This is a genomic window from Burkholderia sp. BCC1977 (assembly GCF_905339595.1).
Taxonomy (GTDB): domain Bacteria; phylum Pseudomonadota; class Gammaproteobacteria; order Burkholderiales; family Burkholderiaceae; genus Burkholderia.
Window position 1 is genome coordinate 54,690 of record NZ_CAJPGQ010000006.1, and the last position, 22,649, is coordinate 77,338.

Consider the following 22,649-nt stretch of genomic DNA (forward strand, 5'->3'; position numbering starts at 1 on the left):
GCGGTTGCATGTCGTCTCCCGTCAACGTCGTAACCCGAGCTCATGCAGCAGGGCGTCGACTTGTCCGAACGCATCCTGCTGCCATTGGTCTGGCGTGCGATCGCCGAGGATGCGTGTGTCCTCGACGAAGCGTCGCACCGAAGTCGGGCCGAAGCCATCTGGCGTGTCGAACTTTTCCGCAATGTAGCGGAATCCGGTGACGCCGCTGTCGAAGTCGAGCAAAGGACGACAGGCCTGCGCGAGGCCGTCGATGCCGTCGGGGTAGTTTCGAACGCAGAAGTACACGTCGTACGCGTCCTTCTGCTTGAGTCGCCCATTCAGTGCATAGCCTTTCATCGCAAGCAGCGCCGGAATCGAACAAACGGCAACTTCGACCGTGTTCGTGCCGCCGTTCGGCATGGGTCCCGAGATTGCCGTCATCTGGTAAAAGCGCGTCGCGAGATCCGCGCCGTCTGCGCGTTGGACCGCGAAATTACCGAGCAGCGGCGGAATGCGCTTTTCGATTTCGGCATGCCGAGGCATCAGAAAATCGACGATGACGTCGATCGGCGGACCACCGTCAGTTGTTTTCACGTGCCGTACAAGCTGGAAGCGTCGCAGCGTTTCGCGCTGCTCGTAGCCGTTTCCCATCAGCGCGTCGATCAGGGCGACATACGCGGTGTCTGCGAGTGCTTCGGCATCCAGGCTCAGATCGATGTCGATCGTGCCGACGTGATGCATTTCATCGTTATCGAGCAGCAGCCACGGCACGGCTCCGCCGATCACCGCGAATTTGCCTTTGAAACTGCCGAGAATCTGACCGATTTCGATCAGTACGGATTTGACCGCGGCAGTCGTTCGATCATCGTAATCCGCCGCAGATTGCGGCTCTTGCGGGGTCATTGCGGCCATGCCATCGTCGCTTCACGTAAATGACGGGCGGCTTCTTCGCCACGTTCGCCAGTGAGGGTAAGGTCGAGATAGGTCTGAACGGGGCTCGTACAAATGGCGCCAGTAGCCGGCTCGATCGTGTCGGCAAGCAGGCCTTCATCCTTGACGAGCGTGATGACGACGTTTTCACCGCGCGGCACGGGCTTGAGTTTCAGCGCGGCCGTCAGCCGGCCGAGGCCGGCCTTCGTTGCATAGAAATACTGGATGGGCGCGCGAGCATAGGGGGCGATCCAGTTTGCGGCTGAAAACGACGCAAACGCTGCGGCACCCGGTATTTCCTCGTTGGCCATACCGAGCGTTTCGCGCGCGGTACTTTCGAGTGCGCCACCGTGCAGCGTTGTGTAGAGCGTGTGACGCTCGCCTGCCGGCGCTTCATAGCTGTCGCGCCATGCATCGATCATTGCATCCGGTCGCGACAGGTAGATTCCGTCACGCGTCGTCGCAGCCCATTCGCGATCGATCAGGGCGGTGCGCACATTGCTGACCTGCCCGATGCTTACGCCGGTGACATCCGCCAGTTCCGCGACTTTCCAGGCACGGTGCGGGTCGCGCAGCATCGCCCGAAGTATCTGTGCCGCCTTTGGCTTGAAAAGGGATTTGAGTTCGCGACGTTCAGTGACGGGGCGATCGGTCACCTGACGCTCGATGAACACGCCGCCAAAGGCGATCTGCGCGTTTCCTTCGATGTCCAGGTAGCCGACCTGATATTGCTGGCACAGCGCACGCGTACCTGGTGAAAAATAAGGGGCGATGAGGATCGGCACAGTGTCCGGTGCGCCGTGTGCCGTGTGTTCACGGATTTGCAGCAGTGCGTTGTTGACGTAGCGGGGCTGTCCGTTCGGCAATATTTCACAGAGCAGCCGATAGGGCGTGCCGGCCGCGCGGACGTCGGCGACGAGGTCGACCCGGCGGTTGCTCATCGGCACGTCCGAATGGATGTGGTCGACGACGACGATCGGTACGCGCGACAGCACCTGTTCCAGCGCGTTGCGCCCCTGGATTTCGATCCCGTTCATTGATTGGATGGATTTCAACATTTGCTGAAGAATAGTATTTCAGTGAAATTTGTCAAGATTTCACTGAAATACATGGTTTCAGCGAACGCTGAAGGCGTCCATATTAATGAAATCGGTTGTCGCCTCCCGGCATTCGTCGAGGCCTCGACTACACCGCGATCAACTCGCGCACGCCGTTCGTCTCCATGTCCCGCGCATCGCCGCCCGCGACGATCTCGCCGCGGCTCATCACCCAGTAGCGGTCCGCGATCGATTGCGCGAAGTCGTAATACTGCTCGACGAGCAGCACGGTCATCTTCGATTCGTCGACGAGCTGGCGCAGCGTGCGGCCGATGTCCTGGATGATCGACGGCTGGATGCCCTCGGTCGGCTCGTCGAGGATCAGCAGCTGCGGCTCGCTCATCAGCGCGCGGCCGATCGCGAGCTGCTGCTGCTGGCCGCCCGACAGGTCGCCGCCGCGCCGTGCGCGCATGTCCTTCAGCACCGGGAACAGGTCGTAGATGCGATCGGGCACTTTCGATGGCGCCTTGCGGCTTGCCGCGCCGACGAGCAGGTTCTCCTCGACGGTGAGCCGCGGGAAGATGTCGCGGCCTTGCGGCACGTAGGCGAGACCGGCCGCGACGCGCGCATACGGCGGCAGCGTGCCGAGCGCCGTGCCGCGCCACGACACGCTGCCGCTCTTCGCGGCGACGACGCCCATCAGGCAGCGCAGCAGCGTGCTCTTGCCGACGCCGTTGCGGCCGAGCAGCACGGTGAGCTTGCCGTCGTCGGCGGCCAGCGTCACGTTGCGCAGGATATGGCTGCCGCCGTAGTACTGGTTCAGTGCATCGATCTTCAGCATTGCATTACCGTCCGAGGTAAGACTCGATCACCGCGTCGTCGCGCTTGACCTGGTCGAGCGTGCCTTGCGCGAGCACCGCGCCTTCGGCCATCACCGTCACGCGGCCCGTGTCGCCCGCGAGCGCCGCGACGAACTCCATGTCGTGCTCGACGACCATCATCGAGCAGGTGCCGCGCAGCGTGTTCAGCAGCTTCGCGAGTTCCATCGTCTCGTGGTCGGTCATCCCGGCCGCCGGCTCGTCGAGCAGCAGGAGCGCCGGGCGCTGCATCAGCAGCATGCCGATCTCGAGCCGCTGCTTCTGCCCGTGCGACAGCTCGCCGGCCGCGCGATAGGCGTCGCTTTCGAGGCCGATCAGCGCCAGCGTTTCCTCGATCTTCGCCTGCGCGGCGCGGTCGAGCCGCGCGCGCAGCGACGCGAGCCAGCCCTTGTCGGTCTGCATCGCCAGTTCGAGGTTTTCCCACACCGGATGCTGTTCGAACACGGTCGGCTTCTGGAACTTGCGGCCGATCCCCGCACGCGCGATCTCGGGCTCGTTCATCCGCGCGAGGTCGATGGTCTGGCCGAGGAACACCTTGCCCGCATCGGGTCGCGTCTTGCCGGTGATCACGTCCATCATCGTCGTCTTGCCCGCGCCGTTCGGGCCGATCACGCAGCGCAGCTCGCCGGCGTCGATCGCGAGCGACAGCTTGTTCAGCGCGCGAAAGCCGTCGAAGCTCACCTCGATGTCCTCGAGGTAGAGGATCGTGCCGTGCGACGTGTCGATGCCGGGCGGCACCACGCGGCCCATCGATGCGCTGCCGCTGACGGCCAGCAGCTCGTCCTCGGGCGGTGGCGTGAACTGGTAGAGGGCCGTGCCGTTCATGCGCGTTTCCCCTTTGCGAGCAGCGTGTCGACGAGGCCCATGATCCCGCGCGGCAGCAGGAGCGGCACGAGCACGAAGATCAGGCCGAGAAAGAACAGCCAGTATTCGGCGAAGTACGCGGTGAAGAGGCTCTTCGCGCCGTTCACCGCGAACGCGCCGACGATCGGCCCGATCAGCGTGCCGCGCCCGCCCACCGCGACCCAGATCGCCATTTCGATCGAGTTGCCGGGCGACATCTCGCCGGGATTGATGATGCCGACCTGCGGCACGTACAGCGCGCCGGCGATCCCGCACAGCACGGCCGACAGCGTCCACACGAACAGCTTGTACGCGAGCGGGCTGTAGCCGAGGAACATCAGCCGCGTCTCGCCGTCGCGCACCGCGGTGACCACGCGCCCGAGCTTGCTGGTGACGATCGCGCGCGCGGCGATGAACGCGAGCACGAGCGTCGCGAAGGTCAGCAGCAACAGCACCGTGCGCGTGCCGGGCGACGTGATCGGAAACCCGGCGATGCGCTTGAAGTCGGTGAAGCCGTTGTTGCCGCCGAAGCCCGTCTCGTTGCGAAAGAACAGCAGCATCGCGGCGAACGTCAGCGCCTGCGTGATGATCGACAGGTACACGCCCTTCACGCGCGAGCGGAACGTGAAGAAGCCGAACACCCAGGCGAGCACGGCCGGCACGAGCACGACCAGCGCGAGCGCCCACGCGAGATGCTGCGTGCCGCTCCAGTACCAGGGCAGCTGATGCCAGTCGAGGAACACCATGAAGTCGGGCAGGTCACTGCCGTACTTGCCGTCGCGGCCGATCTCGCGCATCAGGTACATGCCGATCGCATAGCCGCCGAGCGCGAAGAACAGCCCGTGACCGAGGCTGAGAATGCCGCAGTAGCCCCACACGAGATCGAGCGCGAGCGCGGCGATCGCGTAGCACATCAGCTTGCCGGCGAGCGTCATCGCATACGCGGACAGATGGAACGCGCTGGATTCGGGCGCGACCAGCGCGGCGAGCGGCACGCCGACGCCGATCGCGACGCACAGCGCGACGAGCGCGAGCCACGCACGGCGCGACAGCAGCGCGGGGCGGGGCGGCAGGCCGAGCGCGAAACCTTCCTCCGCACGCGCGGCGGCAGCGGGCTTCGGCGCGTCGGCGACCGGGTTCGACAACGAATCGGTGAATGAAGTCATGTCAGGCCTCCGCGCTGCGTCCCTTCGGGGCGAACATGCCCTGCGGACGTTTCTGGATGAACAGCACGATCATCACGAGCACCGCGATCTTCGCGAGCACGGCGCCCCAGAACGGCTCGATCGCCTTGCTGACGAGGCCGAGCCCGAAGCCGCCGAGCACGGTGCCGGCGATCTGGCCGACGCCGCCGAGCACGACCGCCATGAACGAATCGATGATGTAGTTCTGCCCGAGGTCGGGCCCCACGTTGCCGATCTGCGACAGCGCGCAGCCGCCGAGGCCCGCGATGCCCGCGCCGAACGCGAACGCATACGCATCGACGCGCGCGGTCTTCACGCCGACGCACGCCGCCATCCGGCGGTTCTGCGTGACCGCGCGCACGAACAGGCCGAGCCGTGTCTTCGTCAGCACGCCCCAGGCGACGAACACGACCGCGAGCGCGAACGCGAGGATCGCGAGCCGGTTGTACGGCAGGATCAGGTTCTGCATCACGGTCACGCCGCCGCTCATCCACGACGGGTTCACGACCTGCACGTTCTGCGCGCCGAACAGCATGCGCGTCGCCTGGATCAGGATCAGGCTCACGCCGAAGGTCGCGAGCAGCGTCTCGAGCGGGCGGCCGTACAGGTGCCGCAGCACGAGCCGTTCGAGCACGATGCCGACCAGCGCGGCCGCCGCGAACGAGACGGGCACCGCGACGAGCGGATACCAGTCGAACGCGGCCGGCGCATAGCGCTGGATCAGCGTCTGCACGACATAGGTTGCGTATGCACCGATCATCAGGAATTCGCCGTGCGCCATGTTGATCACGCCGATCAGCCCGTACGTGATCGCGAGGCCGAGCGCCGCGAGCAGCAGCACGCTGCCGAGCGACAGGCCCGCGAACACGGTGCCCGCGATCTCGCCGCGGCGCTGCAGCGCGTGCAATGCGTCGAGCCCGTGCTGCGCGGCTTCGCGCACGCGCGCGTCGGGCTCCGCGTCGCTGCCGTCCGCGTTCTTCGCGACGAGCGGGCGCAACTGCTCGATCATGTCGAGGTCGTGGCGCGCGGCCACCACCTGCACGGCTTCGAGGCGCTTCGCCGGATCGGCGTCGTGCAACGCGGCGATGGCCCATAGTGCGTCGAGGCGGCGCTTCAGTGCCGGATCGGTTTCCTTCGCGCGCGCGCGATCGATCATCGGCTTGAGCGCCGGGTCCGGCGACTTCAGCAGCGCGTCGATCGCGTCGCGACGCGCGGCGACGTCGGGCGAGGCGAGTGCGAGACCCGACAGCGCGCCGGCGATCTTCGTGCGCAGCAGGTTGTTCAGCATCACGGGCTGTGCGTCGCCGGCCGGTGTCGCGGCCTGGGTGAGCGCGTCGTGTGCGATGTCGCCGGTCTGGATCAGCAGGCGGCCGTCGCCGGTCGCGAGCGCGTCGCCGGTCGACAGCGCATTGAGCAACGCGACGGCGCGCGGATCGGCATCGGCGGCGAGATGGTCGATCGCGGCCGTCTTCGCGTCGAAGTCGTCGCCGGCGAGCGCGGCGGTATCGGCGGCCGTCAGGGCGAACGCGGCGCGCGGCAGCGCGCACGCCAGCGCGGCACAGGCGACGACCGCGACGGCGGCGCGGCGAAAGCGTGTAGGCATCGGGAGATCCTGTCGGGCGTGGGAGAGCGGGTTCGTGCGGCGGTGCGCGGGCGCGTGCGGTTCGTTACGGTGAGTACCGGTGTTCACGCACCTGCCTGCAAGCGGAGCGCCACGCCGGTGCGCGGCGCCCCGCATCGCGTCAGACGAGCGCCGCGCGCTGCCGGCGCAGGAACGCCGGGATCGAGCTGACGATGTCCGGCTTGCCCTGGTTGCCGGCGATGAACGGGCTCCACGGCTGCGCGCGCACCGCGGTCTTCGTCTTCCACACGACGTTGAATTGCCCGTCGCCGCGGATCTCGCCGATCATCACCGGCTTGTGCAGGTGATGGTTACCGTCCATCGAGAGCGTGAAGCCCGACGGTGCGGCGACCGTCTGGCCGATCATCGCGACGCGCACCTTGTCGACGTCGGTGCTCTTCGCCTTTTCGACGGCCTGCTTCCACATGTGGATGCCGACGTAGGTCGCCTCCATCGGATCGTTGGTCACGCGCTTCGCGCCGCCCGGCAGGTTGCTCGCCTTCACCCACGCGGCGAACTGGTCCTTGAACTTCGTGTTGGTCGGGTTCTTCACCGACATGAAGTAGTTCCACGCGGCGAGATGGCCGACGAGCGGCTTCGTGTCGATCCCGCGCAGCTCTTCCTCGCCGACCGAGAACGCGACCACCGGCACGTCGGTCGCCTTGATCCCCTGGTTGCCGAGCTCCTTGTAGAACGGCACGTTCGAATCGCCGTTGATCGTCGAGACCACGGTCGTCTTGCCGCCCTGCGAGAAGTTCTTGATGTTCGCGACGATGGTCTGGTAATCGCTATGGCCGAACGGCGTGTAGACCTCCTGAATGTCGGCGTCCTTCACGCCCTTCGATTTCAGGAACGCGCGCAGGATCTTGTTGGTCGTGCGCGGATACACATAGTCGGTGCCGAGCAGGAAGAAGCGCTTCGCGCCGCCGCCTTCCGCGCTCATCAGGTACTCGACGGCGGGAATCGCCTGCTGGTTCGGCGCGGCGCCCGTGTAGAACACGTTGCGCGACATTTCCTCGCCTTCGTACTGCACCGGGTAGTAGAGCAGGCCGTTCAGTTCCTCGAACACCGGCAGCACCGACTTGCGCGACACCGACGTCCAGCAGCCGAACACGCATGCGACCTTGTCCTGCGTGAGCAGCTGGCGTGCCTTTTCCGCGAACAGCGGCCAGTTCGATGCGGGATCGACGACCACCGGCTCGAGCTTGCGGCCCATCACGCCGCCGTTCTTGTTGATCTCGGCGATCGTCATCAGCGCCGTATCCTTCAGCGACGTTTCGGAGATCGCCATCGTGCCCGACAGCGAATGCAGGATGCCGACCTTGATCGGGCCCGTGCCCGCATCGGCCGCGTGCGCGAACGGACTCTTGCCCGCCAGCGCGAGTGCACCGGCCATCGAACCGAACTTCAACAGACTGCGACGTTTCATCGGGATCCCCTTGTCGTGTTGGATAGGTGTGCGCCGTGAGGGCGCCGGCATCGGAGTAACGCAAGGCATGTGCCAGTCGCACGGATGCACGCCGGATGTGCCTGGGCGGGGTGGCGCGGGGCGCCGGCGCGGTGCGGATGACGCGTCGTGCAGCATGCGCGAACCGTTGCGGTGCGCGCACACGGGCGCAAATGGTGCACGGCATGCGCCCGTGTTCGAGCGCGTGGGTCACGCGTTGAAGGACGGGCGGCACGCGATCGATGCGCACGCATCCGGTCGCGTCGTGTCGTGTCGTGTCGGCGTCGCGCGTGTACGGTGTAGTCCTGAAGTGCCGGGGGAAGGGCGAGGCGATCCGTTCGACGGGGGCCTTGCTCGGGCGCTCGCCGCCGCTCGTCATCGAGCGGACGCAGATTGCCGGCGCGCTGAAGTCAACGGAGGAGGGGGGAACACGGAAGCAGAAACGCAAACGGGCGCGCCATGCGCGCCCGTTCGGCGGGTCGGAGATCGGCTACAACGCGCCGGTCGCCGTGGTGGCGCGCGATGCGCCGCCGGGAAGGTCAGTAACGCGGCACGGACGGATCGACGTCACGCGACCACGCGTCGATCCCGCCCTGCAGGTTGTACAGCTTCGTGAAGCCGCGCGATTCGAGGAACATCGCGACCTGCGCGCTGCGCATCCCGTGATGGCACACGCAGACGATTTCCGCTTCGTCGTCGAGCTCCTCGCTGCGCGCGGGGATCTGCTGCATCGGGATCGACACGCTGCCGGCGATCTGCGCGGTCGAGATTTCCCACGGTTCGCGCACGTCGAGGACGACCGGCGCGGGGCGCGCCGGATCGCGAAGCCATTCCGCGAGCATCGCGGGCGTCAGGATCTGCATGGGGCCGCCGCTCAGAACTTGAAACGCGACGGTTCGATCGCGTTGACGAGGTGGTCGACGTAGGTTTCGAACACGTCGGCGACACGATACTGCTTGTCGTCGATGCGCGTGATGATCTGCGCCTTCATCACCGGACGGCCGCCGACGAACGCCGACAGGCGGCCGCCGATCTTCAGCTGTTCGAGCATCTGCTGCGGCACGACCGGCAGGCCGCCCGCGACGCAGATCACGTCGTACGGCGCCTTGCCGGGCCAGCCGAGCGCGCCGTCGCCGAGCGCGACTTCCGCGTTCGTCACGCCGTCGTTGCGCAGGTTGTCGGCCGCGAACTTCGCGTTGACCGGATCGATCTCGACGGCCGTCACGTGCTGCGCGCGATGCGCGAACAGTGCGGCCAGGTAGCCCGAACCCGCGCCGATCACGAGCACGTTCTCGTGCTTCTTGACCGCCAGCTCCTGCAGCACGCGCGCTTCGACGCGCGGGAACAGCATCTTGCTGCGGCCGCCGGGCAGCGGCAGTTCGAGGTCGGCGAACGCGAGATCGCGATGTTCGGGCGACACGTAGTGTTCACGCTTGACGATCGACAGCAGGCCCAGGACGTCCAGATCCAGCACGTCCCACGGCCGGATCTGTTGTTCGATCATGTTGAAACGCGCGTTTTCGATATTCATGGTGTGGTCACGCAGCCTGGTCGGCCATCAGCGGGGGAGAGAAACTTCGTGATTGTACCAAACGGGGCGGCGGCGAAGCCTTCAGACGGCCTGCAACAGACCTTTACCCCTTGCTCTTCTTGATCTGCGCCTCGAACGCGAGGTCGAGCTTGCTCGCCTTGCGCGGCTTTTTGGGGCCGAATTCGTCGACGAACCTGACGAATTCGTCGAGCGGCAGCGGCTCGCTGCGCTTCTCGGCGGTGCCGCCGGAGCGGTCGACCAGATAGAACAGGCCGCCCGCCATCGCGACGGCCGCGAACTGCGGGTTGCCGGAACGGGTCTTCAGGCGTTCGACCGCGTTGGTTGCTTTGGTGGTGCGCATCGTGCGGATTCTTGCGGGGGCGTTGAACCCGTTACTTTATCAAACCGGCCGCCCGCATGCCGCGCGGCCGCGCTAGACGGTGCGCGAGTAGCGCTGGCGCGACGTCTGGCCGAGGTACGCGTCGAACGCCATCGCGATGTTGCGCACGACCATCCGGCCGGCCGGGTGGATCGTCAGGCGGTCGCCGGCGACGGTCAGCAGCCCGTCCTGCTCGAACCTGCGCAGCGCGTCGAGCTCGCGCGCGAAGTGATCGGCGAAGCGGATCCCGTGCGCGGCCTCGATATGCGAGAACGGCAGTTCGAGGTTGCACATCAGTTGCGTGATCACGTCGCGGCGCAGCCGGTCGTCGGGCGTGAGCCGCACGCCGCGCGCGATCGGCAGCCGGCCCGCGTCGAGCGCGGCGCCGTAGGCCGGCAGGTCCTTCGCGTTCTGCGCGTAGACGTCGCCGACCTTGCCGATCGACGACACGCCGAAGCCGACCAGGTCGGTATCCGCGCGCGTGCTGTAGCCCTGGAAGTTGCGCTGCAGCGTGCCGTTTTGCTGCGCGCGCACGAGTTCGTCGGACGGCCGCGCGAAGTGATCCATCCCGATGTACACATAGCCGGCCGACGTCAGCATGTCGATCGCGAGGCCGAGCAGCGCGATGCGCGTTTCGGGCGGCGGCAGCGTCACGTCGTCGATCTGCCGCTGCATCTTGAACAGGTGCGGCATGTGCGCGTAGCCGAATACCGACAGGCGGTCCGGCGCGAGTTCGATGATCGTCTCGAGCGTGCGCGCGAATACGGCGACCGTCTGGTGCGGCAGCCCGTAGATCAGGTCGACGCTGACCGAATGGAAGCCCGTCGTGCGTGCGGCCGACAGCAGGTCGGCCGTCATCGCGAGCGGCTGGATCCGGTTGATCGCCTGCTGCACGACCGGATCGAAATCCTGCACGCCGAGGCTCAGCCGGTTGAAGCCGATGTTGCGCAGGTGGACGAGCGTCGCGGGCGTGACCGTGCGCGGATCGATCTCGATCGAGAACTCGGCGTCGGCGTCCGGCGCGAGCGCGAAGTGTTCGCGGGTCGCCGCCATCAGCTCGGCCGTTTCGTCGTCGGACAGGAAGGTCGGCGTGCCGCCGCCCCAGTGGAGCTGCGTGACCGGGCGCGCGGGATCGAACAGCGCGGCCTGCAGCGCCAGCTCGCGCTTCAGCTGCTCGAGATACGGGCGCGCGCGGCGGCGGTTGTTGGTCGCGATCTTGTTGCAGCCGCAATAGAAGCAGGCCGTGTTGCAGAACGGGATGTGGAAATACAGCGACAGGTCGCTCGACGACGCGCCGGGATCGCCCGCGGCGCGCACGTAGTCGGCCGGGTCGAAATCGTCGCGGAACTGCAGCGCGGTGGGGTAGGACGTATAGCGCGGCCCGTTCGCGCCGTACTTCGCGAGCAAATCGGGACGGAACAGTGTGTCGGCAGAACCGGAACTCATGATGGTCTCGCGCTTTTTAGATACTTTCGAGTATATGAACGCGCGTTTCGGCTGCATTGTGTAATAACGTCGCAGCCGGCGGTGGCACAATGTGCGGTGGGCTGCCGCACGCTGCGTCCGGTTGCCGCACCGTTTTTTGTTGTTCGTGAGAGAGCCGAGTGTCCGTCGAAATGCCTGTCCGTCCGGCGCCCGCCGATGTCCCGCCGCCGCATGCGTGCCGCGAAGGGTGCGGCGCATGCTGCATCGCGCCGTCGATTTCCTCGCCGATTCCGGGGATGCCCGACGGCAAGCCGGCCGGCGTGCGCTGCGTGCAGCTCGGCGACGACCTGCGCTGCCGGATCTTCGGCCGGCCCGAGCGGCCCGCGTGCTGTTCCGGGCTGCAACCGTCCGCCGAGATGTGCGGTGCGTCGCGCGACGACGCGCTCGCGTGGTTGACGCGCCTCGAGGTCGCGACGCAGCCGTCGCCCGGCGCCGGCGCGGCCCGCTGACGGTTGCCGTGCCGATGTCGTCGTGCACCGCGGGTGCACGGAACCGGCGGCGTGCGCCGAAGCACTAACTTCGGTCCCCAGCGCCACATGGGGCGGAGCCGATAGCCGGACTGCCGCTTCGCCCGATACAGGAGATTGTTCAGCATGACCGCATCCAGCATGCCCGGCAGGCGCCGCTTCCTCGCCGCCTGCGCCGGCGCCATCGGCGTGTCGGTATCGCTCGCCGCCTGCGCGTCGACGTTCCCGTTCATCCCCGATCACTACACGTTCTCGCGCGGCGACGTGCAGAAAGCCGTCGCGCGCAAGTTTCCGTACCAGAAGACGGTCGCGCAGGTCGTCGACGTGTCGCTCGCGAATCCGGCCGTCAACCTGTTGCCCGACCAGAACCGCGTCGCCGTGCAGCTCGACGCGCATTTCGCGAGTCCGTTCCTGCGCGAACCGGTGAGCGGCAAGTTCACCGTGTCGGGCCAGCTGGCTTACGACGCGCCGAGCCGCTCGGTCGTGCTGAAGGCGCCGGCCGTCGACAGCCTCGTGCTCGACGGCAACGCGCAGATGTACGCACAACAGGTCGGCGCGGCCGCCGGCCTGCTCGCGACGCAGGTGCTGACCAACTATCCGATCTACACGTTCAAGCCCGAACAACTGCAATTTGCCGGCGTGAACTACGAACCCGGTACAATTACGATTCTTACAAACGGCATACGCGTGGCGATCGTCGAAAAGTGACGGCGTACCGCGTGCGGCCGGGCGGGCCGCGGCGGTGACGCGGCCCTTTCTTTCGACTACTTCGGAGTTGGGCCACGGATGGACTGGATCCTGATCTGCAAGGCATTGATCCTCGGCGTCGTCGAGGGGCTGACGGAATTCCTCCCGGTGTCGAGCACCGGCCACCTGATCGTCGCGGGCAGCTTCCTGAATTTCAACGATGCGCACGCGAAGACCTTCGACGTCGTGATCCAGTTCGGCGCGATCCTCGCGGTCTGCTGGGAATACCGGCAGCGGATCGTGTCCATCGTGTCCGGGCTGCCGAGCCGGCCCGACGCGCAGCGCTTCACGCTGAACGTCGTGATCGCGACGATTCCCGCGATCGCGCTCGGCCTGCTGTTCGAGAAGAAGATCAAGGCCGTGCTGTTCTCGCCGGTGCCGGTCGCATTCGCGCTCGTCGTCGGCGGCGTGATCATCCTGCTGGCCGAGGCGCGGCAACGCGAACGCGGCGAGCCGCCGCGCGTGCAGTCGGTCGATGCGCTCACGCCGCTCGACGCGCTGAAGGTCGGCATCGCGCAATGTTTCGCGCTGGTGCCGGGCATGTCGCGCTCGGGCTCGACGATCATCGGCGGGATGCTGTTCGGCCTCGACCGGCGCGTCGCGACCGAATTCTCGTTCTTCCTCGCGATCCCGATCATCTTCGGCGCGACACTCTATGAAACCGTCAAGGACTGGCAGGCGTTCACGGTCGATTCGCTCGGCCTGTTCGCGCTCGGGCTGGTTGCCGCGTTCGTCAGCGCGTTCGTGTGCGTGCGCTGGCTGCTGCGCTTCGTCGCGACGCACGACTTCACGGTGTTCGCGTGGTATCGGATCGCGTTCGGCCTGTTCGTGCTGCTGGTGGGCTACAGCGGATGGTTGAACTGGGCGTGATGCCGGTGCGGGGGCGAAGGTGCTGCCGATAGATGGATGAAAAATGGCCCGCTCGGCAGATGCCGGTCGGGCCATTTTTCATTGCGCGGCGCGTAGCGTGCGCTGTACCGCCGCGCGTCGTGGTCAGCCGGCGCGCTTGCGGAACACCAGGTCCCACACGCCGTGGCCGAGCCGCAGCCCGCGCCGTTCGAACTTCGTGACGGGGCGGTAGTCGGGGCGCGGCGCGTAGTCGGCTGCCGTATTTTCGAGCGTCGGTTCGGCGCCGAGCACTTCCAGCATCTGTTCCGCGTAGTTCTGCCAGTCGGTCGCGCAGTGCAGGTACGCGCCCGGCTTCAGGCGCGACGCGAGGTGCGCGACGAGCGGCGGCTGGATCAGCCGGCGCTTGTGGTGGCGCGCCTTGTGCCACGGATCCGGGAAGAAGATGTGCACGCCGTCGAGGCTTTCCGGCGCGAGCATGTGCTCGAGCACTTCGACCGCGTCGTGCTGGATGATGCGGATGTTCGGCAGGTCCTGTTCGCCGATCAGCTTCAGCAGCGCGCCGACACCCGGCTCGTGCACCTCGACGCCGAGGAAGTCGTCGCCCGGGCGGTGCGCGGCGATCTCCGCGGTCGACGCGCCCATCCCGAAGCCGATCTCCAGGATGCGCGGCGCGCGGCGGCCGAACACGGCGTCCCAGTCGGGGATTTCCGCGGCGTACGGGACGACGAAGCGCGGGCCGAGATCGTCGAGCGCGCGGCGCTGGCCGGTCGACACGCGGCCGGCGCGCGTCACGAAGCTGCGAATGCGGCGGCGGTGCAGCGGATTGACTTCGTCGGCGCCGTCGGCGGCTTCGTCGGGAAGGGCGGCGTCGTCCGGCGGCAGGCCGGCTTCGTTCGGATCGTCGTGCATCATCGGTGACAGAGAAAGGCTTGGTTCGGGCGTGGGCCCGTTACGCGCAGCGGTGCTGCCGGATGAACAGGCAGATGGTACAAAAAAGCCGCCTTCGACGAGGCGGCTCTTGCGCAGGCTGCCGAGCAGCCGCAGGTGGAGCGGGCGATGGGAATCGAACCCACGTCATCAGCTTGGGAAGCTGAGGTAATGGCCATTATACGACGCCCGCAGAACGTGTAATTCTACAGGGTTTGGCGGAGATGTTGCAAGCGAGGCGTTTTGGCCGCCGGCCTCGAGGTCACCATGACCCGGTTGAGGGGCGACGGCATCGCCGGGAACGGTCGTCAACGACCGGCCGGAAACGGTCCGTCACCGCGAGGCCGACCGCACCGCGCCGGCGGCGCACTCGCCCGCACGCCAGTGTCGAAAATAGACGAGTCGGTGTCGGACACATACAAGCCCCGGTGAAGCTTTCGAACTAACGTGACAGACCTCTCACCCGATCGTTAGTCTGGAGCTGACATGTCCGATTTCATCACCGTTCTGCGCAAAACCTGCCCGACCCCGGTCCTCGACGCGACCAAGTGGAAGCGCATCGGCGGCGATCCGCACACCGTGAACCTCAACGCTTACCTGTCCAAGGACGGCAGCAAGATCATGGGCACCTGGATCTGCACGCCGGGCAAGTTCGAGGTGAACTACGAGAAATGGGAGTACTGCCACTTCCTCGACGGCTACTGCATCATCACGCCGGAAGGCGAGGAAGCGGTGCACCTGAAGGCCGGCGACGTGTTCGTGATCGAACCCGGCATGAAGGGGACGTGGGAAGTGGTGGAGACGGTGCGCAAGTACTTCGTGTTCGCCTGAGCGGGCCTGTCGACTCGACCCGCGCACAAGCGCGGGTTGAGCCGATGCGTTGAAACGCACCGTTCTCCCATGCCAACGAACAGCGGGGTAGCCGGGATCGCCAGCAACGGACTCCGGCTCAATAAAACGCGTTCCGGTTCGGAAACAGCTCGCCGAGCGTGGTCGCACGCTCGGCCGGTTCCACTATCTCGCCGATCGCGCCAGGCGCCTGCTGCTCGCGATAAGCACTCGGCGACATCCCGAAGGCCCGCCGAAACTCGCGCCCGAGATGCGACGCATCGGCAAACCCGCAGGCCGCCGCAATTTCGGAGATGTTCTTGTCCAGATGCATCAGCATCCATGCGGCCGTGCGAATCCGGATCGCCCGGTAGCACGCTGCCGGCCCGCTGCCGGTCGCTTCCCTGAACAGCCGCTCCAGCTGTCTCGCCGAGAGATCCAGCCGTCGCGCGAGCTCGTCGATCGTGATCGAGTGGCTGATGTGTTGTTCCATCAGCAGGATCGCGCGCTTCACCTTCGGATGTGCGTTGGGCGCGACGCCGGGCGGATGCGGTTGCGGCGCGCTGACCGTTTCGCGCCCGTCGACCAGCAGGATCCGAAGCGCCTTGTAGACGATCGACGGCTCGATGTGCCGCACCAGGATCGCGGCCGCGACATCGATCGACGCACGTCCGCCGGAGCAGGTCACGCGCCGGCCGTCCAGCACGTAGAGGCGATCGGACACCACGAGCTTCGCATCGACGGACGGAAACCGCTCGATGAAGTCCCAGTAGTGAAACCAGCTGATGCAGATCCGGTGTCCGGCCATCACGCCCGCGCGCGCCAGCGCGAATGCCCCGGTACAGATGCCGACCAGCATCGCGCCCGCCGATGCGGCCGCGCGAATGAATTCCAGCGTAGCCGCATCGAGGTCCGTGCGGGCATGCAGCAGCCCGCCCACGACGACCACGTAGTCGCATGCCTGACGCGAATCCAGCGACTCCCAGGCCGGGATCTGAATCCCGCAGCTTGCGCGAACGGGGGCGGCCATGTCGCCAAGGATCGTCCATGACAACCTGACCGGCCGGCTGTTGTCTCCCTCGTCGGCCGCGAGCCGCAGCACGTCGATCATCCCCGAGAACGCCGTCAGCGTGAAATTCGGCAACAGGATGAAGCCGAACCGGATACGTGCCGGCGTGTCGGGTTCCCGCGGGCTTGCGACCGGCGCTGCATGACTCATGACGTCCTCAGGCCGACGACACGCCGCGGCGGCCGACGCTTGCCTGCGCGTCGTGACTGCGCTGGTTCAGCCGCGCGGCGATCAGCACGAACCCGGCGAGCACGGCGGTCGCTGCGACTTCCATCCGGTGGCCGTCGAGGAACAGCATCGTGACGAGCGTCCCGCAGATGAACACGATCACCGCCCACGTGAGCCACGGGAACATCCACATCCGCAGCGTGAGCGCGGAACCGTTCACGTCGAGCATGCGTCGCATCCGCAGTTGCGACACGGCAATCACCAGATACACGAGCAGCGCGATCGCACCGGACGTCGCGATCAGCACGTTGAACACCTGCTCCGGCACCACGTAGTTCGCGATCACGGTGAGGAAGCCGAACGCGGTCGATGCGAGCACGGCCGCACGCGGCGTGCCGGTCGAATCGGTGCGTTGCAGGAATGCCGGCGCGTCCTTGCGCTTCGCGAGCGAGAACAGCATCCGCGATGCCGTATACAGCGCCGAGTTCAGGCAGCTCGCGACCGACACGAGCACGATCACGTCGATGATCGCCTTCGCATGCGGGACGCCGAGCAGTTCCATCACGCGCTGGTACGAGCCGTGCACCGGCAGCAGCGGATCGTTCCACGGCACGATTGCGGTGACGAACAGGATCGAACCGAGATAGAACAGCGAGATGCGCCAGATCACCGAATTGGTCGCGCGCACGATCTGCCGCTCCGGATTCTCGGATTCGGCCGCGGCGATCGTCACGATCTCGGTGCCGACGAACGAGAACATCGTCATCAGCATGCCGGCGAACACGGCGCCGATCCCGTTCGGCATGAACCCGCCGTGCGCGACCAGGTTCGAGAAGCCCGACGCATGGCCGCCCGGCAGCAGCCCGAACACGGCCGCACCGCCGATCGCGATGAACAGGGCGATCGCGACGACCTTGATCAGCGCGAACCAGAATTCGAATTCGCCGTAGTTCTTGACGGAGAAGAGGTTCGTTACCGTCAGCAGCAGCGTCACGCCGAGCGCGAAGATCCACGTCGCGATACTCGGGAACCACGCGTTGAGGATGGTGGCCGCCGCCGTCGCCTCGATCGGGATCACCAGCACCCAGAACCACCAGTACAGCCAGCCGATCGTGAAGCCGGCCCAATGGCCGATCGCGCGATCGGCATAGGTCGAGAACGAGCCGCTGTCCGGATGGGCGACGGCCATTTCGCCAAGCATGCGCATTACGAGAACGACGAGCGCGCCCGTCAGCGCATAGGCGATCAGCGCCGCCGGCCCCGCTGCCGCGATCGCATGGCCGGAGCCGACGAACAAGCCCGCGCCGATCACGCCTGCGATCGACAGCATCGTGACGTGGCGTTGCTTCAGGCCTGTCGCCAGGCCCGTATGACTACCATTCATGTCGTCCTCCAATCCCTGTTTCTAATGTCCGGCTTGTTGTTCAATGCGCTGCGCGTTGCAGGGCGGCGTCGCGACGCTTCGATACGCTTTGGCCCACCCGGCGACCTGTATCTTCTCGGCACAAAACCACGCGATCTAGAAAATTTCCGACCGCAACCCATAACAAATGCGACGCACTGTTAACCGGTAGCGACACTTTTCGCGTGCGATGCCGATCGGCAAGGCGGCGCGACGGTACAAACGCACATTGCGGGGCGCTATCGGATCTCGGCCAGCGTTGGCGATAGCGGGCGTGGCTGACGGGGAAGCGCACGTGTCACGCGCATCGCGCATGACGGAGCGTTCGTCCGCACGCGGATGCGGTACGGCGCGATTCGGACGAAGTCGATCGAGTCGCACGACTTCACGGCGCCGCGACGATCGCGAGCCTGCAGGGCATCGCGCAAGCGCCTATGATGCAGCGATCCGCCAGTCGCGCCGGCCGCCGGGCGTGCATGGCCCGCGAACGCCGACCGTTTTCCCGGAGCCCCGACCATGCGCATCACCGACATCCGCGAGCAAGCGATCCCGGTTTCCCGCTATGCCGATCCGGCGATTCCGTCGGGCGGCCTGACGACGAGCGTCGTCGCGATCGTCACGGATGTCGTGCGCGATGGCCGGCCGGTCACGGGCTACGGCTACGCATCGGTCGGCCGCCATGCGCAGGGCGGGCTGATTCGCGAACGGTTCGCGCCGCGTCTGCTGGCCGCCGCGGACGCCATCGCCGACGACGCCGGCACGAATCTCGATCCGTTTCGCGCGTGGCGCGCGATGATGGCAGGCGAGAAGCCCGGCGGGCACGGCGAACGCTGTGTCGCGGTCGGCGTGCTCGACATGGCGATCTGGGACGCCGCCGCGAAGATCGCGGGCCTGCCGCTCCATTGCTTCGTCGCCGACCGGCTCGCGCGCCACGCGGCGCCCCGCGTGCGCGTCTACGCCGGCGGCGGCTACCGCTATCCGCACGACGATCTCGCGCGCCTGTCGGACGAGATACGCCGCATCGCCGATCTCGGCTACACGCACGCGAAGATCAAGATCGGCGGCACGGATTTAGACCAGGACACCAGACGCATCGAAGCCGCCGCGGCCTGTCTCGCCGATAGTTCGCATCTCGCGGTCGACGCGATGAACACGTACGACGCGACGAGCGGCCGCGCTGCCGTCGCGATGCTGGCACCGTTCGAACTCTGGTGGTTCGAGGACCTCTGCGATCCGCTCGACCTGCCGCTTCATGCGGACCTGACCGCGCAATACATGCCGCCGGTCGCGGCCGGCGAGGCGCTGTTCTCGCTCGCGGAAGCGAAGCTGCTCGATCGCTACGGCGGCCTGCGCGCGGACCGCGACGTCCTCGTGTTCGATCCGGTGCATTGCTACGGGCTGCCGGGCTACCTGCAGATCGTCGACCATTTCGTGTCGAACGGCTGGCGGCGCGACGCGTTCTGGCCGCACGGCGGTCATCTGTTCTCGCTGCACGTCGTGTCGGCGCTCGGGCTCGGCGGTGCGGAAGTCAGCCCGTTCGCGTTTCATCCGTTCAGCGGGCTGGCGGACGGCGCAACGGTCGACGCCGGCTACGCGGCCGTGCCGCAGGCGCCGGGCATCGGCTTCGAGTTGCATGCCGATGCAGGTCGCGTGTTTCGCTCGGTAGCGGGTGGCTGAACGGCGCGGCTGGTCTCAGCGCGCGTCGATCGCGAAGCGGACCGCGAACCCGAGCATCATCACCGCGACGAACAGGTCGAGCACACGCCAGGCCAGCGCGCGGTCGAACCATGCGCGGCATGCCCGTGCGCCGTAGGCGAGCATCAGGAACCAAACGAGCGAAGCCGTCATGGCGCCGATCGCGAACGGTGCACGCGCGGGGGCCGCATGGTTCGCGATCACGGTGCCGAGCAGCAGCACGGTGTCGATCCACGCATACGGATTGAGCAGCGACACGGCGGCGGTCGCGAGCAGCGTGCGCGACAGCGTCGCGCCGGAGCCGGAGCCGGCGTCGGCGCCGTCGACGCGGTCCGGCTGCCGTCGCCGGATCGCGGAGCGCAGCGCCAGCAGGCCGTAGCCGGCGAGATACGCGATGCCGGCCCAGAGCGCCGCGGACACGACCGCCGGATGGCGCGCCAGCAACGCCGACAACCCGTGCGCGCCGAGCACGATCAGCAGCGCGTCGCTGCCTGCGCAGATGAGGGCGATGACCAGCAGGTGGGGGCTCGAGATCGAGCGCTTGATGACGAACGCGTCCTTGGGACCGACCGACGTGAACAGGCCGGCGCCAAGCAGCAGGCCTTCGAGGAAAGCGGAGGTGTCGAGCACGAGCGGGCCGACAACCTCTCAAGCTGAACCGGTGATGGTTACGATGCGAGCTACGTTAAGGGACGGCGGGGCGCGTTGTCAATGCTCGGCGCAGCATGCCGTCACGCGCGGCCCGCATTCGCGTCGGCCCATTCGGGCCGGCGCCCGAGCGTGTCGAACAGCGCGACGATCTCCGCCTGCACTTTCCGCACCGCATTGCTGACGAGCGCCGTATCGTGCCAGCACAGCGACAGGTCGCGCACGAACAGCCGGTGCGCGACGGTCGACAGCTTGAGCTTGCGCTCGGCGATCTCGACGTGCGCGGCGGTCCAAGGCAGGATCGTCACGCCGAGCTGCGCCATCACGGCCGCGAACAGCAGCCCGGTCGAACTCGCTTCGAAACCGATGTCGTAGGACAGCCCGGCCTCGCGCATCGCCCAGTCGACGCGGTTGCGGATCGTGTTCGGCGCGCTCGGCAGCACGAGCGGCATCCGTGCGAGCGTGTCGAGCGGGACCGGCTCGTCCGGCACCGGAAAATCGGGCCACGTGATCAGGTACAGCGTTTCCGTCAGCAGCCGGTGGATCGCGATGCCGCGCGTGTCGACCGCGTCGACGACGATCGCGAGATCGAGCCGAGCACGCTCGAGCAGCGTGTCGAGATCGGCGCTCGGCGCCTCGATCAGTTCCAGCATGATGCCCGGATAGCGATCGCGCACCGCCCGCGCGAGCGGGATCGCCAGCACGCGCGCGGTGCTCGACGGCATCCCGACCGTCACGCGGCCCTGCGGCGTATCGGCGTCGCGGCGCAGCAGCTCGCGCGTACCGTCGGCCTGGCGCAGCAGTTCGAGCGCGTGCCGGTACAGCGTGCGGCCCGCGGCGGTCGGCGCGACGCCGCGCACGCTGCGCTCGAGCAGTTGCATCCCGAGATCCTGCTCGAGGTTGCGGATCTGCTGGCTGACCGCCGGCTGCGCGACATGCAGCGCCTCGCTCGCATGCGTGACGTTGCCGTATTCGACGACCTTCACGAAGTAGCGCAATTGCCTCAGGTCCATCGCCGTCGCCTCCCGATTCAAGCCATAAGCCAATCCGATCGAGCAAGATGAATATCATATTTTTCGGCGATCGCTGACATTTCTATACTCGTCTCACAAAAGAGCCCGCGGGCCGGCCATCCCGGACCGGACGCGGCACCAAAGCCGGCCTGGCCGGCAAGGAGACGAAGATGTTCAAGGCGATCGACGCGCCGGCGGCCGGCGCGAAGCCGCGGCGCACGCCGCTCACGCGCGAGCAGGTCAAGGGTTTCTGGGCCGTCTACGCGGGCTGGGTGCTCGACGGCGTCGACTCGGTGATCTACGCGCTCGTGCTGATTCCCGCGCTGACCGAGCTGCTGCCGGCGTCCGGCATCGCGGCGACGCCCGCGAATCTCGGGATGTACGGCTCGATCCTGTTCGCGCTGTTCCTGATCGGCTGGGGGCTGTCGTTCATCTGGGGGCCGCTCGCCGACCGCTTCGGCCGCGTGCGCACGCTCGCCGCGAGCATCCTGATCTATTCGGTATTCACGGGCGCGGCCGCCTTCGTGCACGACGTGTGGGCGCTGGCCGCGTGCCGGCTGATCGCCGGGATCGGCGTCGGCGGCGAATGGGCGCTCGCGGGCACCTATGTTGCCGAGAGCTGGCCGGAAGACCGCCGCAAGATGGGTGCCGGCTACCTGCAGACGGGTTACTACTTCGGCTTCTTCATCGCGGCCTGCCTGAACTACACGATCGGTGCCACCTATGGCTGGCGCGCGATGTTCCTGTGCGGGCTCGCCCCCGCGCTGCTCGCGGTGTTCACCGTGATGCGCGTGAAGGAGCCGGGGCAGTGGCGCCGGCACGACGCGCGCGACGGCAACGTCGCCGACGCGCGGCATGCGCATCCGCTGCGCGAGATCTTCGCGCCGGCGTTCCGGCGCCGCACGTTGACGAGCGCGAGCCTGGTCGGCGTGGCGATCGTCGGGCTGTGGGCCGGGTCCGTCTACGAGGCGAGCGCGGTCAGCACGCTCGCGGCGCGCGCCGGCATCGACCATATCGGCGCGATGCGGCTCGCGTCGGTCGGCGCGGCGATCCTGTCGTGCGCGACGATCGTCGGCTGCCTTGCCGCGCCGTGGCTCGCGGAACGGGTCGGCCGGCGCACCGCGCTCGGCGTGTATTTCGCGGGCATGGCCGCGGCGATCGTGTTCGCGTTCGGCTGGGCGTTCTACCAGCCGAACGGGCTCGGCGCGTTCATGGTGTCGCTCGCGTTCCTCGGCTTCTTCGGCGGCAACTTCGCGATCTTCTCGCTGTGGCTGCCCGAGCAGTATCCGACCCGCGTGCGCGCGACCGCGTTCGCGTTCAACGCGTCGGTCGGCCGCTTCATCGGCGCCGGCGTGAACTTCGTGCTCGGCGCCGCGATTCACGGCTACGGCTCGCTCGGCGTGCCGGTCGCGTGGACCGCGGCCGCGTTCGGGCTCGGCATCCTGATCCTGCCGTTCGCGGTCGAGACACGTCATCAGACGCTGCCGGAATGAACGGCGCACCGGCCGCGTCCAGCAATCAG

Annotated in this window: 22 protein-coding genes and 1 tRNA gene; 6 read left to right on the forward strand and 17 right to left on the reverse strand. The window is 67.1% G+C overall.

The features are described 5' to 3' along the window. Positions 1 to 21 precede the first annotated feature (21 nt). The 11 genes from U5771_RS07410 to hemN all read right to left on the reverse strand — a co-directional run bounded on the left by U5771_RS07410 (position 22) and on the right by hemN (position 11,275). Complete coding sequence (locus tag U5771_RS07410) at positions 22 to 891, reverse strand: nucleotidyl transferase AbiEii/AbiGii toxin family protein (protein WP_322023368.1); 870 nt, start codon at positions 889 to 891, stop codon at positions 22 to 24. After that, entirely contained in the window at positions 879 to 1,946 is a 1,068-nt protein-coding gene (locus tag U5771_RS07415; protein WP_322023369.1) for a type IV toxin-antitoxin system AbiEi family antitoxin, read from the reverse strand. Before U5771_RS07415 ends, U5771_RS07410 begins: the two co-directional genes overlap by 13 nt. Before the next feature lie 148 nt (positions 1,947 to 2,094). Then, positions 2,095 to 2,787: an urea ABC transporter ATP-binding subunit UrtE gene (gene urtE / locus U5771_RS07420; RefSeq protein ID WP_322023370.1), complete on the reverse strand. Its 693-nt coding sequence runs from the start codon at positions 2,785 to 2,787 to the stop codon at positions 2,095 to 2,097. 4 nt (positions 2,788 to 2,791) lie between these two features. Then, entirely contained in the window at positions 2,792 to 3,649 is an 858-nt protein-coding gene (urtD, locus tag U5771_RS07425) for an urea ABC transporter ATP-binding protein UrtD (RefSeq protein WP_322023371.1), read from the reverse strand. Then, entirely contained in the window at positions 3,646 to 4,833 is a 1,188-nt protein-coding gene (gene urtC, locus U5771_RS07430; protein ID WP_322023372.1) for an urea ABC transporter permease subunit UrtC, read from the reverse strand. The genes urtD and urtC overlap by 4 nt, the downstream gene beginning before the upstream one ends. A gap of 1 nt (position 4,834) precedes the next feature. Continuing rightward, entirely contained in the window at positions 4,835 to 6,454 is a 1,620-nt protein-coding gene (gene urtB, locus U5771_RS07435; RefSeq protein ID WP_322023373.1) for an urea ABC transporter permease subunit UrtB, read from the reverse strand. Between the two features lie 139 nt (positions 6,455 to 6,593). Beyond that, positions 6,594 to 7,901 carry an urea ABC transporter substrate-binding protein gene (urtA, locus tag U5771_RS07440; RefSeq protein WP_322023374.1) on the reverse strand — a complete coding sequence of 436 codons (1,308 nt, stop codon included), beginning with the start codon at positions 7,899 to 7,901 and terminating at the stop codon, positions 6,594 to 6,596. A 557-nt stretch (positions 7,902 to 8,458) separates the two neighbouring features. Further along, positions 8,459 to 8,782 carry a rhodanese-like domain-containing protein gene (locus U5771_RS07445; protein ID WP_006758748.1) on the reverse strand — a complete coding sequence of 108 codons (324 nt, stop codon included), beginning with the start codon at positions 8,780 to 8,782 and terminating at the stop codon, positions 8,459 to 8,461. Positions 8,783 to 8,793: 11 nt separating this feature from the next. Beyond that, positions 8,794 to 9,450 (reverse strand): protein-L-isoaspartate O-methyltransferase, encoded by a 657-nt coding sequence (locus U5771_RS07450; protein WP_322023375.1) that lies wholly within the window; start codon positions 9,448 to 9,450, stop codon positions 8,794 to 8,796. A 103-nt stretch (positions 9,451 to 9,553) separates the two neighbouring features. Beyond that, positions 9,554 to 9,811 carry a hypothetical protein gene (locus tag U5771_RS07455; protein ID WP_059448113.1) on the reverse strand — a complete coding sequence of 86 codons (258 nt, stop codon included), beginning with the start codon at positions 9,809 to 9,811 and terminating at the stop codon, positions 9,554 to 9,556. A gap of 72 nt (positions 9,812 to 9,883) precedes the next feature. After that, positions 9,884 to 11,275: an oxygen-independent coproporphyrinogen III oxidase gene (gene hemN, locus U5771_RS07460; RefSeq protein WP_322023376.1), complete on the reverse strand. Its 1,392-nt coding sequence runs from the start codon at positions 11,273 to 11,275 to the stop codon at positions 9,884 to 9,886. A gap of 170 nt (positions 11,276 to 11,445) precedes the next feature. On the opposite strand from hemN, the gene U5771_RS07465 reads away from it, so the two are divergent. From U5771_RS07465 to U5771_RS07475, 3 genes are all read left to right on the forward strand, one after another. Beyond that, positions 11,446 to 11,763 carry a YkgJ family cysteine cluster protein gene (locus U5771_RS07465; protein ID WP_322023377.1) on the forward strand — a complete coding sequence of 106 codons (318 nt, stop codon included), beginning with the start codon at positions 11,446 to 11,448 and terminating at the stop codon, positions 11,761 to 11,763. Positions 11,764 to 11,907: 144 nt separating this feature from the next. Further along, positions 11,908 to 12,489: a DUF1439 domain-containing protein gene (locus tag U5771_RS07470; protein ID WP_322023378.1), complete on the forward strand. Its 582-nt coding sequence runs from the start codon at positions 11,908 to 11,910 to the stop codon at positions 12,487 to 12,489. A 78-nt stretch (positions 12,490 to 12,567) separates the two neighbouring features. Beyond that, positions 12,568 to 13,398: an undecaprenyl-diphosphate phosphatase gene (locus tag U5771_RS07475; RefSeq protein WP_322023379.1), complete on the forward strand. Its 831-nt coding sequence runs from the start codon at positions 12,568 to 12,570 to the stop codon at positions 13,396 to 13,398. A 123-nt stretch (positions 13,399 to 13,521) separates the two neighbouring features. Here the strand turns inward: U5771_RS07475 and trmB are convergent, their stop codons facing one another. Both trmB and U5771_RS07485 read right to left on the reverse strand, forming a co-directional pair. Next, positions 13,522 to 14,289, reverse strand: coding sequence for a tRNA (guanosine(46)-N7)-methyltransferase TrmB (trmB, locus tag U5771_RS07480; RefSeq protein ID WP_059605632.1), 768 nt, complete (start codon positions 14,287 to 14,289; stop codon positions 13,522 to 13,524). A 133-nt stretch (positions 14,290 to 14,422) separates the two neighbouring features. Next, positions 14,423 to 14,497: transfer RNA gene (locus U5771_RS07485), tRNA-Gly, on the reverse strand. Positions 14,498 to 14,790: 293 nt separating this feature from the next. Between U5771_RS07485 and U5771_RS07490 the strand changes: the two genes are divergently transcribed. Continuing rightward, positions 14,791 to 15,135 carry a cupin domain-containing protein gene (locus tag U5771_RS07490; protein ID WP_014897840.1) on the forward strand — a complete coding sequence of 115 codons (345 nt, stop codon included), beginning with the start codon at positions 14,791 to 14,793 and terminating at the stop codon, positions 15,133 to 15,135. Between the two features lie 118 nt (positions 15,136 to 15,253). Here U5771_RS07490 and U5771_RS07495 read toward each other — a convergent pair whose 3' ends face one another. Both U5771_RS07495 and gabP read right to left on the reverse strand, forming a co-directional pair. Beyond that, positions 15,254 to 16,351 (reverse strand): GlxA family transcriptional regulator, encoded by a 1,098-nt coding sequence (locus U5771_RS07495; protein WP_322023380.1) that lies wholly within the window; start codon positions 16,349 to 16,351, stop codon positions 15,254 to 15,256. Between the two features lie 7 nt (positions 16,352 to 16,358). Beyond that, positions 16,359 to 17,753 carry a GABA permease gene (gene gabP / locus U5771_RS07500; protein WP_322023381.1) on the reverse strand — a complete coding sequence of 465 codons (1,395 nt, stop codon included), beginning with the start codon at positions 17,751 to 17,753 and terminating at the stop codon, positions 16,359 to 16,361. Between the two features lie 534 nt (positions 17,754 to 18,287). On the opposite strand from gabP, the gene U5771_RS07505 reads away from it, so the two are divergent. Then, positions 18,288 to 19,448 (forward strand): enolase C-terminal domain-like protein, encoded by a 1,161-nt coding sequence (locus U5771_RS07505; RefSeq protein ID WP_322023382.1) that lies wholly within the window; start codon positions 18,288 to 18,290, stop codon positions 19,446 to 19,448. A gap of 15 nt (positions 19,449 to 19,463) precedes the next feature. Here the strand turns inward: U5771_RS07505 and U5771_RS07510 are convergent, their stop codons facing one another. Beyond that, positions 19,464 to 20,096 carry a LysE/ArgO family amino acid transporter gene (locus tag U5771_RS07510; protein WP_322023383.1) on the reverse strand — a complete coding sequence of 211 codons (633 nt, stop codon included), beginning with the start codon at positions 20,094 to 20,096 and terminating at the stop codon, positions 19,464 to 19,466. A 101-nt stretch (positions 20,097 to 20,197) separates the two neighbouring features. Further along, positions 20,198 to 21,127 carry a LysR substrate-binding domain-containing protein gene (locus tag U5771_RS07515; protein WP_322023384.1) on the reverse strand — a complete coding sequence of 310 codons (930 nt, stop codon included), beginning with the start codon at positions 21,125 to 21,127 and terminating at the stop codon, positions 20,198 to 20,200. 170 nt (positions 21,128 to 21,297) lie between these two features. Between U5771_RS07515 and U5771_RS07520 the strand changes: the two genes are divergently transcribed. Next, positions 21,298 to 22,620: an MFS transporter gene (locus U5771_RS07520; RefSeq protein WP_322023385.1), complete on the forward strand. Its 1,323-nt coding sequence runs from the start codon at positions 21,298 to 21,300 to the stop codon at positions 22,618 to 22,620. The last annotated feature ends 29 nt before the right edge of the window (positions 22,621 to 22,649 follow it).

Excerpts from the sequence above, each read along its gene's own strand:
- U5771_RS07410 (WP_322023368.1), bottom strand. The coding sequence starts at position 891 with ATGGCCGCAATGACCCCGCAAGAGCCGCAATCTGCGGCGGATTACGAT.
- U5771_RS07415 (WP_322023369.1), bottom strand. The coding sequence starts at position 1,946 with ATGAACGGGATCGAAATCCAGGGGCGCAACGCGCTGGAACAGGTGCTG.
- urtE (WP_322023370.1), bottom strand. The coding sequence starts at position 2,787 with ATGCTGAAGATCGATGCACTGAACCAGTACTACGGCGGCAGCCATATC.
- urtD (WP_322023371.1), bottom strand. The coding sequence starts at position 3,649 with ATGAACGGCACGGCCCTCTACCAGTTCACGCCACCGCCCGAGGACGAG.
- urtC (WP_322023372.1), bottom strand. The coding sequence starts at position 4,833 with ATGACTTCATTCACCGATTCGTTGTCGAACCCGGTCGCCGACGCGCCG.
- urtB (WP_322023373.1), bottom strand. The coding sequence starts at position 6,454 with ATGCCTACACGCTTTCGCCGCGCCGCCGTCGCGGTCGTCGCCTGTGCC.
- urtA (WP_322023374.1), bottom strand. The coding sequence starts at position 7,901 with ATGAAACGTCGCAGTCTGTTGAAGTTCGGTTCGATGGCCGGTGCACTC.
- U5771_RS07445 (WP_006758748.1), bottom strand. The coding sequence starts at position 8,782 with ATGCAGATCCTGACGCCCGCGATGCTCGCGGAATGGCTTCGCGATCCG.
- U5771_RS07450 (WP_322023375.1), bottom strand. The coding sequence starts at position 9,450 with ATGAATATCGAAAACGCGCGTTTCAACATGATCGAACAACAGATCCGG.
- U5771_RS07455 (WP_059448113.1), bottom strand. The coding sequence starts at position 9,811 with ATGCGCACCACCAAAGCAACCAACGCGGTCGAACGCCTGAAGACCCGT.
- hemN (WP_322023376.1), bottom strand. The coding sequence starts at position 11,275 with ATGAGTTCCGGTTCTGCCGACACACTGTTCCGTCCCGATTTGCTCGCG.
- U5771_RS07465 (WP_322023377.1), top strand. The coding sequence starts at position 11,446 with ATGCCTGTCCGTCCGGCGCCCGCCGATGTCCCGCCGCCGCATGCGTGC.
- U5771_RS07470 (WP_322023378.1), top strand. The coding sequence starts at position 11,908 with ATGACCGCATCCAGCATGCCCGGCAGGCGCCGCTTCCTCGCCGCCTGC.
- U5771_RS07475 (WP_322023379.1), top strand. The coding sequence starts at position 12,568 with ATGGACTGGATCCTGATCTGCAAGGCATTGATCCTCGGCGTCGTCGAG.
- trmB (WP_059605632.1), bottom strand. The coding sequence starts at position 14,289 with ATGATGCACGACGATCCGAACGAAGCCGGCCTGCCGCCGGACGACGCC.
- U5771_RS07490 (WP_014897840.1), top strand. The coding sequence starts at position 14,791 with ATGTCCGATTTCATCACCGTTCTGCGCAAAACCTGCCCGACCCCGGTC.
- U5771_RS07495 (WP_322023380.1), bottom strand. The coding sequence starts at position 16,351 with ATGAGTCATGCAGCGCCGGTCGCAAGCCCGCGGGAACCCGACACGCCG.
- gabP (WP_322023381.1), bottom strand. The coding sequence starts at position 17,753 with ATGAATGGTAGTCATACGGGCCTGGCGACAGGCCTGAAGCAACGCCAC.
- U5771_RS07505 (WP_322023382.1), top strand. The coding sequence starts at position 18,288 with ATGCGCATCACCGACATCCGCGAGCAAGCGATCCCGGTTTCCCGCTAT.
- U5771_RS07515 (WP_322023384.1), bottom strand. The coding sequence starts at position 21,127 with ATGGACCTGAGGCAATTGCGCTACTTCGTGAAGGTCGTCGAATACGGC.
- U5771_RS07520 (WP_322023385.1), top strand. The coding sequence starts at position 21,298 with ATGTTCAAGGCGATCGACGCGCCGGCGGCCGGCGCGAAGCCGCGGCGC.